General features: G+C 39.3%; 11 protein-coding genes and 1 riboswitch. Of the genes, 2 read left to right on the top strand and 9 right to left on the bottom strand.

The window, feature by feature from the left end; genetic code table 11:
* Positions 1-50: 50 nt before the first annotated feature.
* The 7 genes from Q0507_RS01775 to Q0507_RS01745 all read right to left on the bottom strand — a co-directional run bounded on the left by Q0507_RS01775 (position 51) and on the right by Q0507_RS01745 (position 9,907).
* Positions 51-1,619 carry an ABC transporter substrate-binding protein gene (locus Q0507_RS01775; RefSeq protein ID WP_298711496.1) on the bottom strand — a complete coding sequence of 523 codons (1,569 nt, stop codon included), beginning with the start codon at positions 1,617-1,619 and terminating at the stop codon, positions 51-53.
* 169 nt (positions 1,620-1,788) lie between these two features.
* Positions 1,789-2,610: a nickel transporter permease gene (nikC, locus tag Q0507_RS01770; RefSeq protein WP_298711493.1), complete on the bottom strand. Its 822-nt coding sequence runs from the start codon at positions 2,608-2,610 to the stop codon at positions 1,789-1,791.
* A complete protein-coding gene (gene nikB / locus Q0507_RS01765) occupies positions 2,610-3,548 on the bottom strand; it encodes a nickel ABC transporter permease (RefSeq protein WP_298711491.1) in 939 nt (312 codons plus the stop codon). The genes nikC and nikB overlap by 1 nt, the downstream gene beginning before the upstream one ends.
* A gap of 147 nt (positions 3,549-3,695) precedes the next feature.
* Positions 3,696-3,883, bottom strand: a riboswitch (cobalamin riboswitch).
* Between the two features lie 395 nt (positions 3,884-4,278).
* On the bottom strand, positions 4,279-5,610 hold the full coding sequence (potE, locus tag Q0507_RS01760; protein WP_298711489.1) for a putrescine-ornithine antiporter: 1,332 nt from the start codon (positions 5,608-5,610) through the stop codon (positions 4,279-4,281).
* Between the two features lie 591 nt (positions 5,611-6,201).
* Positions 6,202-7,629 carry an argininosuccinate lyase gene (gene argH, locus Q0507_RS01755; RefSeq protein ID WP_298711486.1) on the bottom strand — a complete coding sequence of 476 codons (1,428 nt, stop codon included), beginning with the start codon at positions 7,627-7,629 and terminating at the stop codon, positions 6,202-6,204.
* Positions 7,629-8,840 carry an argininosuccinate synthase gene (locus Q0507_RS01750; protein WP_298711483.1) on the bottom strand — a complete coding sequence of 404 codons (1,212 nt, stop codon included), beginning with the start codon at positions 8,838-8,840 and terminating at the stop codon, positions 7,629-7,631. Before Q0507_RS01750 ends, argH begins: the two co-directional genes overlap by 1 nt.
* A gap of 260 nt (positions 8,841-9,100) precedes the next feature.
* The gene (locus tag Q0507_RS01745) at positions 9,101-9,907 is read right to left on the bottom strand and encodes a transglycosylase domain-containing protein (RefSeq protein WP_298711480.1); all 807 of its coding nucleotides are present in this window, start codon (positions 9,905-9,907) and stop codon (positions 9,101-9,103) included.
* Between the two features lie 333 nt (positions 9,908-10,240).
* Between Q0507_RS01745 and Q0507_RS01740 the strand changes: the two genes are divergently transcribed.
* The gene (locus Q0507_RS01740) at positions 10,241-10,519 is read left to right on the top strand and encodes a metal-sensing transcriptional repressor (protein WP_004697521.1); all 279 of its coding nucleotides are present in this window, start codon (positions 10,241-10,243) and stop codon (positions 10,517-10,519) included.
* Positions 10,520-10,561: 42 nt separating this feature from the next.
* Here Q0507_RS01740 and Q0507_RS01735 read toward each other — a convergent pair whose 3' ends face one another.
* Together Q0507_RS01735 and ptsP are read right to left on the bottom strand one after the other, a co-directional pair.
* Entirely contained in the window at positions 10,562-10,822 is a 261-nt protein-coding gene (locus tag Q0507_RS01735) for an HPr family phosphocarrier protein (RefSeq protein WP_038116511.1), read from the bottom strand.
* Positions 10,823-10,991: 169 nt separating this feature from the next.
* Positions 10,992-12,719, bottom strand: coding sequence for a phosphoenolpyruvate--protein phosphotransferase (gene ptsP, locus Q0507_RS01730; protein WP_298711471.1), 1,728 nt, complete (start codon positions 12,717-12,719; stop codon positions 10,992-10,994).
* A gap of 188 nt (positions 12,720-12,907) precedes the next feature.
* On the opposite strand from ptsP, the gene dapF reads away from it, so the two are divergent.
* The coding region (dapF, locus tag Q0507_RS01725; RefSeq protein WP_298711468.1) for a diaminopimelate epimerase at positions 12,908-13,737 on the top strand (830 nt) is incomplete at its 3' end.

The raw sequence follows: 13,737 nt of genomic DNA, 5'->3' as shown, positions 1-13,737 counted from the left end.
ATGTTAAGGTTTTCTACAGTTAGTATGTTTTCTGCCATTATAGCTCCTTACTATTTTGTAATTTTGTTAGTAATCCAGTAGTAGTCACTTGGGTACATTACAGCACCTTTCAAGTAAGAACCAAATACGATGTTAGTTTTAGGGTAACCTAAGAACAATGCTGCACCATCATTCATCAATAATTGTTGAATTTGAATTGCATATTCACGACGTTTTGCAGGATCGAACTCAGTTTCAGCAGCATCTAACAATTGGTCAACTTGTGGGTTAGAGTAACCAGAACCGTTTTGAGGGTTGGAACCATCGATATTAGTATGCCAGTAATTAGCTAAGAACCAGATTGGATCGCCTGTATTAGCAGTTACGATGTTGGAAATAAGCATATCATAGTCGCCATCTTGACCCATTTTATCAATCAAGTTATAGTCAACCGTTTTAATTTTCATGTCAATACCAACTTTTTTGAGGTCAGCTTGAACAGCTTCTGCATAAAGCGGCAATTCAGCACGAGAATTATATACTACGAAGTTGAATGTTAATGGTTTACCATCTTTATCAAGGATGCCATCGCCATCAGTATCTTTCCAACCATCTTCCGCTAACAATTGTTTAGAGCGTTCAGGATTATATGCATTAGGATCTTTCAATTCATTGAATCCATAGTCCATGGATGGCGGAATTGGAGCAGAACCAGGAATAAATGTACCTTTTAACAATACATCTGCATAGCTCTTACGATCTGTTGCAGAAATAACAGCAGCGCGAACCTTGTCGTCACCAAGAACGCCTTTTTGGTTGATACGTGCTAATACAACACGAAGAGATGCAATTTCATCTACTTTAAATTTATTATTGCCTTGGAACAAGCCAATTTCGCCTGGGCCAATGTTTACAGCCATGTCGATATCGCCAGATTGCAAGCTCAATGCACGAGTATTAGGGTCATCGATAGAAGGAATTTCTACAGTTTTGAATGGTACTGTACCATCCCAGTATTTATCATTCGCTACCATTTCAGCCCGTTCTTTTGTGAAAGATTTAACTACGTACGGACCTGTACCGATAGGACCTTCTTTAGCGAAATTACGACCATCTTTTTCAGATTGTACGTCAACGATGAGGAACAATGGATCCGCCAAAAGACCTGGCATGTTAGGATATTCCTTATCTGTTTTGATGATTAATTGTTGACCATTTGCTTCGATGGAATCATATTCAAAGAACGTTTTTGCACGATTGGATTTTTCAAAAGCCCGTTCGATAGATGCTTTAACAGCTGCTGCATCAACTTTTTTACCATTAGAGAATGTTACTTTATCGTTGATAGTAAAAGTCCATGTTTTATGGTCTGGAGATACTTCCCATTTAGAAGCAATCCAAGGTTGAGGTTTCATTTGCTCGTCGAATTTAGCCAATGTTTCGCCTACACCATAGCGCATTACAACCCAAGCGAAGAAATTTTCTGTAGGTTCTAAGGTAGATGCGAAATTAGTTACGCCTACTTTCAATACATCTTTATTTGCAGAACCATTGTTATCGGAACCACAACCAGCGATGAAGGAACCCATCATCACAATGCTAAGACCTGCTAAAAGGGCCTTTTTCCAAGATTTTTTCATTTAAAATCTCCTTGTACAATTACATACAAAACATAAAAACATAAAAACATTTAACATCATGACTATGACAATCCTACATAGTCAGTGATAGAAAAACCATAATTTTACAATCCGCCCATTCAGAGACTTTCACAAAAGAAAATCACAAGAAGTGAACCGATTAACTCTATTATCCTTGGTTTTTAGGATCCACTACATCACGTAAGGAATCGGACCAAAGGTTAAAGATAGCAACTACGATAAGGATGGACATACCAGGGAATGCCATGAGCCATGGGCTCGTTTGCAAATACTGGCGCCCTTCATTTAGCATGAGGCCCCATTCTGGAGTCGGTGGCTGAGCACCAAAACCGAGGAAGGATAAACCTGCTACCTCAATCATAATAGCCCCAATATCTAGTGCACCTGTTGTAATAACAAGAGGCATAATATTAGGAATGATATGGCGTCTAATGATAGTCGTTGTGGACGCACCCATCATAACAGCTGCCGTTACATACTCCTCACCGCGCACCTTGAGCGTCATAGAACGTACAATACGAGCATATTTTGCCCACCCTACAACAGATAAGGCTAAAATCGTATTTACAATGCTACCACCTAGAATACCAGCAATAGCAATAGCCAATACGATACCAGGAAATGATAACATGATGTCCGCTAAACGCATGAGAACCATTTCAACTTTACCGCCAAAATAGCCCGCTGCAGCACCGATAACTGTACCGATACTCACCATGATAGCAACGATAGTAACACCCATGAACAAAGATAATTGAGTACCGTAAATAATGCGAGATAATACATCACGCCCCAATTTATCAGTACCGAACCAGTGTTGGCTACTTGGTGCCTGTAATGCTTGAGTCATATTAGATGTGAAAGCATCACCTGGTGCGAGCCATGGTGCAAAGATAGCAATGATAACTACGAGAATCATCAAACAGCTATAGAAAGAGAACAGTTTATGTTTTTGAATAAATTCTGCCATTATGCTCTCTCCCGTTTCAATCTAGGGTCTAATAGGATATATGATGCATCAATTAATGCATTGATACACATGTATGCTAAGGACACCCACAATACAAAGCCTTCGATCAATGGATAGTCGCGCATGGTAATAGCGTATACTGCCATGTTTCCTAAGCCAGGCCAAGAGAATACCATTTCTACGACTGCTACACCGCCTAATAACCATCCCATAAGAACACCAAGAATAGTGATGAGTGGTAATACAGCATTAGGTAGAATATGACCGAATAAAATTTTCATCTCACTTACACCACGTGCACGAGCACCGATAACGTAATCCTTTTCCATTTCTTCAAGGATAACGAGTCGCACTTGGCGCATGTATTTAGACCCAACAACAACAGCCAATGTAGCCGCTGGCAAGATAACACCAATCGGAGTTACACGCGATGTGGCAATCGGTACAAGCCCCAATTTAAGACCGAAAATATAAATGAGTACAAGACCTAGCCAGAATGTAGGCATAGATACACCTACAAAGGATAAAGATCTCAACACATAATCGACCCATTTATTACGATTTAAGGCGCTTATTATCCCTGCTGGCAACGCATAAAGTAGAGTAAATACTAAAGCAGTACCAGCTAACATCAAGGTTCCTGGTAAAGCCTCCAACATACGATCTACTACTGGCTTTTTAGCAGAATAACTCATCCCTAAATCACCTTGTGCCGCATTCACAACCCAGTTTGCATACTGCACTAAAAACGGTTTATCTAAACCGAGCTGAGCTCTAGTTTCATCGATAAGCTCCTGAGATACGATAGTATCCGCCGTTTCTAGTAGCATCGTTACTGGATCGCCTGGTGCTAAATAGGTGAGACAAAATGTCAAAAATGTAATGCCAAACAAGGTGACAATAAATTGCCCCAATTGTTTGACAAAGCGTTTGCCCATAGGCGCCTCCTAAACTCTCTAAACACTAACAACAAAATAAATGACAAACTAATGATACGAGTCCCTACCTACATAGCTGTGAGACTAAATGATAAGGAAACGAAAAAAGGCTAGTCGCCCAACTAACCTAAATTAAGCACGGTATATGCATACCATGCATTTTAGAGCAGGCTTTCTGACTCTGATTCATCGCAACATCTCGGCCTTCCCAGTTTCCCAGTGACCCCATAATGAAACCTTGCTCCTCATTACAGCTATTTGCATAGTATGGGGTTTTCACCCATTTTCCTCTTTTACGCTCAGTAAACACCGACACTCACTAGTTCATACATTTTTATCGATTATAAATATACTATATTAATACTCTATTTACAATACATATACCCCTTAAGGGTATATGTATATCGTGTATTTTCAATATAATTTTTATACTAATAAAAAATATCAATTAATGATTAAGTTCACAATCGTGTATAAAGTTTCACAAATTATTTTATATATATGATATTTTTCTGTATTAACTGCATACAACTGTATATATATTTAATTTTATGATAATAAAAATATTATCATAAAATCTTTTTATACATAGCCAAAAATATATCAATAAACAAAATACTCTTTAAGATATTCCCCATTATACCCTCATCAATTATAAGTTTAGTTTATTATTAGTATAAAAAAAAGGCTGTTACAAGGTAACAGCCTCTAAAAGACGAGAGATATTCAGTTAATCGATACTTTGTTGTAAACGGTGCGCTCTGCGTGTATCCCACACTTTACGCAAAACATAGATCACCAAGCCAATGCTTACTGCTACTGCACTACCTAACATAGCATCAAAGCCACATGCGTAGATAGCATATAGACAGTAGAGAACGCCTGCACCGAACAAGTAGTTAGAGCGTTTAATACGGCTTTCAGCTACGCCAGCCATACGCATCATTGTAGGTACTGCCAAAATGCACAATACATACGGTACTACGTTAGTTACAACCGCTAAGTTTACTAAGATTTCAAATTGCTCACGCAAGGAATCGCTAGCAGTGAATAAAGTAAGCAATGTTTCAACAGCTAGTAAAATCAATACGCCACGAACAGGAGCGTCTTTGCTATTTACACGAGCGAATATTTTAGGGAAGTAACCATGTTCCGCTGCGCTTTTGAATACGCGGGACAATGTGAATTGCCAGCAGAGCAAAGCGCCAAAGCAAGAAATAACCATAGCAGCCATAACGATGTTTGCAATAGTATCATTGAACATGTATACGAATGTCAAACCGAATGGTGCGTTAGAATTTAATAAGTCAACGTTAGGCACAATACCTGCCATAACGTTTGTGGACAAGATATAAACCACTGCCACTGCTAATGTACCTGCCACAGTTGCGATAGGTACGTTTTTCTTTGGATTCTCAACAGCATCAGCATTAGCCGCTGCGGACTCAAATCCTAGGAAGCCCCATAAAGTTAGGGAAATAGATTGTTTTACCGCATCATAAAGCGGAAGATCATTTGGGTTCCATGCCGCCCAATAAATAGACGGATCAAACCAATACCAGCCGATTGTACCGATTAATAAAACCGGAACAATAGAACCCCAAATAGTCATGTTGCTGAGTCGACCTGTGAAGCGATTACCTCTGAAGTTCAGAATCGCTGCAAACCACAAGAGCACAATTGTTACTTGGCTTGTTTGTGTAGCATTAAGGTCAGCACCAAAGAAAGCTGCGCCATAACCTACGGCAGATACCGCGATGGCGATATTAGCAATGATGAGAGATATGCTGTAAGCATAGCTCGCCATAAAATGTCCAGTTTTACCGAAGCGATGTTCTGCATAACCGCCCATGCCCCCTTGTTTTTGGGAGAACATACCCGCTTGAGCAAAAATATACGCTAGTAAAAGCGCACCCACAGCTGTCACGAGCCAAGATAAAACTGAAATAGTACCAACTTGAGCCAAATTAGTTGGTAACATAATGATCCCAGCTCCTAGCATATTGGCTGCTACCATTGTGGTTAGCTGGAATACAGACATTTTTTTAGCGGTCGTTTTCATGTATCAATCCCCTTTCACTAAGGTGAATTTTTTCTCGTCCATAATTCACTTAATAATATATATACCGCTAAGTAAATCCAGTTCGTGCTGTGATGGGCTTGAATGTGGATTTACCGTTTTTATTCTTATTACGAATTAAATAATAACACCTATGAAACTAAAATAAAAGTACTTTATTGGCGGACAAGGCATATTACACGAATTGAATAAATTATAGGTAATTTATCAACTAAAACGAATAGAACTCATTTTAAGAACGACAAGGTATAATTTTACCATAATTTATTCTTTGTATATATGTAATTTTTCCTATCTATCACGGTTATAGTGTCGTAGTACAAGACTATTATTTTTTCACAGTCCACTCTATACGCACACGCCAATCCATTATTTTAATAATGGATTATCAATTAGAACCCTCAAGTTTATAGATATCATCTAACTTTCAAATAAAAAATCGATATACATATAAGTATAATGGGCAATACTAGCCCATTAATGAAGTCCTTATATGTATATCGATCTTATTTTTTTCAGATTTTATTGATAACTATTCTTTAATTTTATCCAATGATTATTCCACAATAGAATCTATTCTTCTACAGATTCAACGATTGCTTTCCATTCAGCAATTTGCTTTTCCTCAGCAGCGATAATAATTTTACCATTATTACGTTGTCGTTCCACACATTCTGGAGCCGTACCAGAGTAGTTATTACGACCTGCAACACAAGCTTCGATGGAGATGGCGTCAAGAATATCTGCATCAAAATAGTTGGAAATAGCTTTGAAGTCCTCTACGGATAGATCAAGGAGTACACAACCTTTTTCTATACAATGATGCACCGCATTACCTACGATTTCATGTGCTTCACGGAATGGGACACCTTTTTTTGCAAGGTAATCTGCCATATCCGTGGCATTAGAGAAGTCGTCATCAAGGACTGCTTTCATATGCGCCCCATTGACCTTCATACCACGAATCATAGCCGTATTAATGGACAATGCGAAGTGTACTGTATCAATAGCATCGAAGATACCTTCTTTATCCTCTTGCATATCCTTGTTGTATGTAAGAGGCAATCCTTTCAACGTAGTTAAAAGGCCTAACAAGTGACCATAGGTACGTCCTGTTTTGCCACGAACCAGTTCGCATACGTCAGGATTTTTCTTTTGCGGCATGATGCTAGAACCTGTGCAGTGAGCATCATCAAGTTCAATAAAATTGAACTCATTGGTAGACCACAAAATCAACTCTTCGCTAAGACGACTCAAGTGCATCATCACTAAAGATGCAAAGGACAAGAATTCAACTACGTAATCGCGGTCAGATACGGCATCCATGCTATTTTCGTAAATTCGAGAGAATCCCAATAGTTTTTGTGTGTACGTTTGATCAATGCCATACGTAGAACCAGCTAAAGCGCCGGCCCCAAGTGGCATGATGTCAGCATGTTTGAAGACCATCAACAAACGATCAAAGTCACGTTCCAACATAGAGAAATAGGCCATCATATGATGCCCAAACAATACAGGTTGAGCCCGTTGTAAGTGCGTATAGCCAGGCATGATAACATCACTATATTTTTCAGCTGTTTCGAGGAGGGCCTTTTGCATATCTACGATGAGCTCGCCCATTTCCACAACAGCTTTACGCACGTACATGTGCAAGTCTACTGCGCATTGATCATTACGGCTACGACCTGTATGTAAACGACCACCGGCTTCACCGATATCATCTGTTAAACGCTTTTCAATATTCATGTGAATATCTTCAAGAGCTACAGAAAATGGGAATTCCCCTTCATCGATTTGCCCTTTAATTTTTGTTAAACCTGCTATAATTGCATCTCGATCTGCTTCGGAAATAATATTTTGTTTTGCCAGCATTGTCGCATGTGCCTTGCTGCCTGCAATATCTTCGGCGTACATCCGCGCATCAAAAGCGATAGAGGATGTAAAATCCTCTACCGCTTTATCAGTGCCTTTTGTGAAACGCCCGCCCCACAATTTAGCCATTATTTACCTGCTTTCTCTTTCATCAATGCATTAATTTTGAGAGGTAAACCGAACAAGTTGATGAAACCTTCTGCATCAGATTGATCGTATACATCATCTTCTTCAAATGTTACGAAATCTTCGCTGTACAAGGAATATGGGGAAGTGCTGCCCGCAGAAATGATATTTCCTTTGTACAATTTAAGTTTTACTTCACCGGTTACAGTTTTTTGAGTTTCATCAACAAACGCTTGTAATGCGTTCATCAATGGCGCAAACCACATGCCATCATATACGAGTTCGGCGTATTTGTTAGCAATGAGTTCTTTGTAGTGGTATGTAGCTCTATCTAAGCAAAGGTATTCAAGTTCTCTATGAGCATACATGATGATGGAGCCACCTGGGTTTTCATAAACACCACGGGATTTCATACCTACCAATCTATTTTCAACGATATCTACAACGCCCACACCATAATGTGCGCCGATTTCATTGAGTTTTTCTAATATTTGTAATGGGGTGCCTTCTTGACCGTCTACGGCTACAGGTACACCTTCTTTAAAGGATACAGTTACATAACCAGCTTCATCTGGAGCTTGTTCAGGTGTATGTGTTACCAAATACACATCATCTTTAGGAGCATTCGCTGGATTTTCAAGATCGCCGCCTTCATGGGATAAATGCCATACGTTTTGGTCCATGGAATACGGATGTTTTTTTGTAGCTATAACTGGAATGTCATGTTTAGCAGCATATTCCATGCAGTCTGTACGGGATTTCAAATCCCACTCTCTCCAAGGAGCGATGATTTTCATGTTAGGAGCCAATGCTTTGATAGTCAACTCAAAACGAACTTGGTCATTACCTTTGCCAGTCGCACCATGAGCGATTGCATCAGCACCTTCTTTTTCAGCAATATCTACAAGGATTTTACCGATTAAAGGTCTCGCAAAGGATGTACCTAATAAATATTTACCTTCGTAGATTGCACCAGCTTTTACAGTAGGCCAAATATAATCTTTTACAAACTCTTCCTTAGCGTCAACGATATACGCTTTAGAAGCACCGGATTTGATCGCTTTTTTCTCAACAGCCTCATAATCCTCAGGTTGGCCCAAGTCTACACACACAGCAATAACTTCAGCGCCATAATTTTCTTTTAACCAAGGAATAATAACAGAAGTATCTAAACCACCAGAATACGCGAGTACTACTTTATTTGCTTTACCCATGATAACACCTCACAAACCACTATCTATTTAGACTCATATAATCAATACAATATCAGATAATTGTGAAAGCACCGTGGTATCTTCTATCACCGACAGGCATTTTCTCCTTCTGACAAAAAATAGTATACACCTGTATAATTATAAATGCAAGCATTATTTTTATACATTTATATAATATTTTTCGGAATGTAACTATCTAAATATAAAATAAGCTATATCATGTAATCTAATACACGACATAGCTTATTAAACATATTAAATTATTCTTCTACTAGCCCCAGCTCTTGTTCGTACGCATAATCTGCCTCGGCTCGTGTAATCATGCCTTGGTCTACCATTTGTTCTAGCACCAATTTTTGTCGTGCCTTAGCCCCTTCATAGTTCGTATAAGGATCTAAATAGGACGGAGCATTAGGTAATGCTGCGAGTAAAGCGCTTTGCCCCAATGTTAATCGACTGGGACTCGTCCCAAAGTATCCGTGAGCTGCTTCGTAGATACCATAATAATTATGACCATAATATACGGTATTCAAATACATAGTTAGAATTTCTTCCTTAGAGTAGTAATGTTCCATTTCACTAGCGAGAATCGCCTCTTCTACCTTACGACTCATGATGCGCTTTGATGAAAGGAAAAGATTTTTTACGAGTTGTTGCGTAATAGTACTACCGCCTTCCAGCGTTTCACCTGCTATGGTATTCGTGTAAAAAGCGCGAATAATACCGAGTACATCAATGGCTCCATGTTTATAATACCGCTTATCTTCAATAGCAATGAGTGCATTTTTTGTATATTCAGGAATAACCTCCCCTTTTACCCAATGCTCTTTTGAAATACGCTGATTTAGAGCTATTTCCACTTTATCCTTGAAGGTAAAGAGGCGTATAATTCGATCCGTACGACTGAGCGTGTCTTCATTTTGTTCTATTCGTTTTTCAACAAGTGTGTGAGCTTTACTTTCACGATTTGTCCCTTGAAAGCTGTGGTATCCGTCATAGATAAACATAGCCAAAATCATGACCACCACGAACACAACTAGATTTCGAAGGTAGCGAAATACTTTCATTTCTTTCACCTATTTCTTAAAGGCCTGTAGTATAAACACATGTAAATATAGGTTTATAATCTAGCCATTTATACAATACCTTATATACATATACAAACATAAAGTGTATTAAATGTATTGTATCACATCAATCAAGAAGAAGATATGTAAAACACTAGTTTTTAAGACCACTCATACTACAAATATATATAATATGTCTTACATAGCACGATAATATATATACATCTATATATACCGATTAATGCATATTAGGTATACTTATTAAGTTGTATTACAAACTTTAGATAGAGTATAATATATGAGATGATAAAAACATGCCTATGGAGGAGAAAAATGAAACAGTGTATGGATTCAGAAAATCTACATCGTCGATTGCGTAAAATCTTAGGTCAAGTGCAAGCTATTGATCGAATGATAGAAGAAGACATTCCCTGCGAAGATGTGTTGAGCCAAATTAATGCAGCTAAGTCTGCACTACATAAAGTAGGACAAGTAATTCTTGAAGGACATATCAACCACTGCGTACGAGATGGTATCGAACATGGTGACGTGGAAAAAACCATTAGCGACTTTACAAAAGCTGTAGAGCGCTTTGCAAATATGGGTAAATAAAAAGGACTCTACAAATGTAGAGTCCTTTTTATTATTCCCATATTAATCGTGGTTAGTTGTTAAGAATTCGCTCAATGCAGCGAGTGCATCATCTTCGTCAGCACCGTCAGCAGTCAATGTAACGGATGTTCCTTTTGTAGCCCCCAAAGTCAATACAGTTAAGATGGATTTAGCATCTGCTGTTTTACCATTAGCAGCGATAGTCACTTTGGAAGCAAACTTAGCAGCCAATTGTGTGAAGGCTGTAGCAGGACGAGCATGTAAACCAGATTCGTTAGTAATTTCTACTGTTAATTCTTTCATGATAACCTCTTTCTATCGCGATAGGCAAAGCCTATCCCATACGTTCTAATAGATATATTGTATCAATTATAAGCGTATCAATTCAAGTATATTTAATATGATGACTAGTAGTCCCACCATTAGTTATCTGGCAATGTCTTAAAAACAAATATAATTTATATATACAAAATTATAATAAGTTTTTTTCAGCTAACACAGATTTAGCGTATTCTGTAATTTCTTCTGCTGTGTCCATAGTAAGTGCTTTATTTGCCACCTCTTCACATTCTGCTTTGGAAACAGAACGCAAGATCTTTTTAATAAGAGGAATCGAAGAAGCAGTCATGGAGAATTCGTCGAGGCCAAGGCCTAATAGAATCATGGTCGCCATAGGATCGCTAGCAAGCTCACCACACATACCTGTAAACTTACCTTGTTCATGACTGGCATCAATAACGTGTTTAATAAGACGTAACACCCCTGGATGCAATGGTTGATACAAGCTACCGATTGCTTCATTCATACGGTCTACCGCCAAAGTATATTGACAAAGATCATTCGTACCGATACTAAAGAAGTCTACATATTTAGCAAGAATTGGAGATATAACAGCTGCCGCAGGTACTTCGATCATGATGCCAACCTTGATATACTTGTTGAAATCCTTTCCTTCAGCCGCCAACTCCGCCTTACATTCATCAAGCATAGCATTTGCTTGTTTCACTTCCTCAACGGAAGCAATCATAGGATACATGATGTGAATATCACCAAATGCACTAGCTCGTAACAAGGCACGCAATTGTACCTTAAAGATGTCTGGACGATTTAAAGAAATACGAATGGCACGATATCCTAGGAATGGGTTCATTTCACTTGGCAAATCAAGGCATTTTAATTCCTTGTCACCACCGATATCCATAGTCCGAATGATAACTGGTTGTCCCTTCATATCTTGAGCAACCTTTTTATATTCTTCAAATTGTACATCTTCTGTAGGCAATTCGTCGTTTTCCATATATAGGAATTCTGTACGATACAAACCGATACCTTGCGCCCCCATAATGAGCGCATTTTTAGCATCTTTCGCTTTGCCGATGTTGCCAAATAATTCTACATGGTGACCATCAGTGGTAGTAGCTTCAAGATTAGCAGATTCGCGCAACCGTTTTAATTCCTCTTGGAACGCCAACGCTTGATTTGTATACTCCGTCCAATCCTCATCAGATGGATTGATTTCTACGATACCATCGGTACCAAGAACGACTGCCTTGTCGCCATCTACGAAGCTTTCAATATCACCAATGCCCATAACAGCAGGAATCTCTAACGTACGAGCCATGATAGCCGCATGGGATGTAGGGCCACCCGCCGCAGTGACGATGCCTTTTACCACATTTTTATCGAGAGAAGCCGTATCAGATGGAGCTAAGTCTTGTGCAACCAAGATAACTTCGCCAGAAATATGGGACAAACCGCGAGGGTTCATACCTAACATATTGCGCATCAAACGATCGCCGATATCCTTAATATCTGCACCGCGTTCACGCATATAGGCATCTTCCATACCGAGGAAAATATTTGCAAAGGTTTCAATTGTTTGAGACGTGGCCGCTACAACATTCATGCGGCTAGACTCAACAAGGGATTTGATTCCGTCAGACAAGGATGGGTCTTGAGCGATTTGCATGTGTGCCTCAAAAATAGCCGCCTCTTCCGGCCCCATTTCATCCAATGCTCTTTGACGAATAGTGTCCAATTGTTTTAAGGTAGATGCCATAGCCGTTGCGAACTTGCCAATTTCCTCTTCTACCTTATCCTCTGCCACGGTGTAATCAGGAATGACAATTTCCTCTTGAATATATCTATATACATTGCCTACTGCAACGCCACGAGATCCAGAAATCCCTTGAATTCGCATATGTGTTCCTCTTTCTATTACGATTAACTACATTACTATTTATTTTATCATTTCTCTGTTAAACAATAAAGCAACAAACATCTCATTTTCAAGGCCCTTTTATGATATAATATAGAATATATAATTATATGCATCTGAGACTTTCACGGGCTTCATGGTGAAAGTCTTACTTATTGATAGGAGACTTTATGAAATTAACAAAAATGCATGGTCTCGGCAATGATTTCATCCTATTTGCCGACCCACAAGGGACTTCTAAAGACTACACAGACCTCGCTATCCGCCTTTGCGATCGTCGTACGGGTATTGGTGCCGATGGTCTTGCCATCCTAGTACCTTCCGAAACTTGTGATGTGCGCATGCGTATCATCAACTCCGATGGTAGTGAAGCAGAAATGTGCGGTAATGCGATTCGCTGCTTTGCAAAATACGCTTATGAACACGGTCAAACTACGAAGGAAACTTTCACCATCGAAACCTTGGCAGGCGTAATGAAGCCTACCTTGACTATCGAAAACGGAATAGTCACACAAGTTACTGTAGACATGGGCAAACCATTTTTCAAAGCCCAAGATATTCCTATGAATGTAACCATGGATAAGGTTATCGACATAGACCTCGATGTAAACGGTGAGACCGTAACGGTAAGCTCCGTATTGCTCGGCGTACCTCATACGGAGGTATTCATCGATGACATTACAAAGGCTCCTGTTACAACACAAGGCCCAATCCTTGAAAAGCACGATGCCTTCCCTGCTAACACAAATGTAAACTACATTGAAGTAGTAAACGACAAACACATCAAGGTGCGCACTTGGGAGCGCGGCGCTGGTGCTACCTTAGCTTGTGGAACAGGCTCTTGTGCCTCTGCCGTTATGTCCTTTGAAAAGGGTTTAACAGGCCGCGAAGTAGATGTGGAACTCTATTTAGGTACATTGCATATTTCATACTTGGAGGATGGCACGGTGCTCATGACAGGCCCTGCTGAGGAAGTCTTCGAAACAGAACTTCCTATCGA

It is taken from the genome of uncultured Veillonella sp., from assembly GCF_938010505.1.
Lineage (GTDB): Bacteria > Bacillota > Negativicutes > Veillonellales > Veillonellaceae > Veillonella.
The sequence above is the reverse complement of the archived record's forward strand: the minus strand, read 5'-3'. Positions and strand labels throughout refer to the sequence as shown.

Excerpts from the sequence above, each read along its gene's own strand:
- Q0507_RS01775 (WP_298711496.1), bottom strand. The coding sequence starts at position 1,619 with ATGAAAAAATCTTGGAAAAAGGCCCTTTTAGCAGGTCTTAGCATTGTG.
- Q0507_RS01745 (WP_298711480.1), bottom strand. The coding sequence starts at position 9,907 with ATGAAAGTATTTCGCTACCTTCGAAATCTAGTTGTGTTCGTGGTGGTC.
- nikB (WP_298711491.1), bottom strand. The coding sequence starts at position 3,548 with ATGGGCAAACGCTTTGTCAAACAATTGGGGCAATTTATTGTCACCTTG.
- Q0507_RS01740 (WP_004697521.1), top strand. The coding sequence starts at position 10,241 with ATGAAACAGTGTATGGATTCAGAAAATCTACATCGTCGATTGCGTAAA.
- nikC (WP_298711493.1), bottom strand. The coding sequence starts at position 2,610 with ATGGCAGAATTTATTCAAAAACATAAACTGTTCTCTTTCTATAGCTGT.
- Q0507_RS01735 (WP_038116511.1), bottom strand. The coding sequence starts at position 10,822 with ATGAAAGAATTAACAGTAGAAATTACTAACGAATCTGGTTTACATGCT.
- ptsP (WP_298711471.1), bottom strand. The coding sequence starts at position 12,719 with ATGCGAATTCAAGGGATTTCTGGATCTCGTGGCGTTGCAGTAGGCAAT.
- argH (WP_298711486.1), bottom strand. The coding sequence starts at position 7,629 with ATGGCTAAATTGTGGGGCGGGCGTTTCACAAAAGGCACTGATAAAGCG.
- potE (WP_298711489.1), bottom strand. The coding sequence starts at position 5,610 with ATGAAAACGACCGCTAAAAAAATGTCTGTATTCCAGCTAACCACAATG.
- Q0507_RS01750 (WP_298711483.1), bottom strand. The coding sequence starts at position 8,840 with ATGGGTAAAGCAAATAAAGTAGTACTCGCGTATTCTGGTGGTTTAGAT.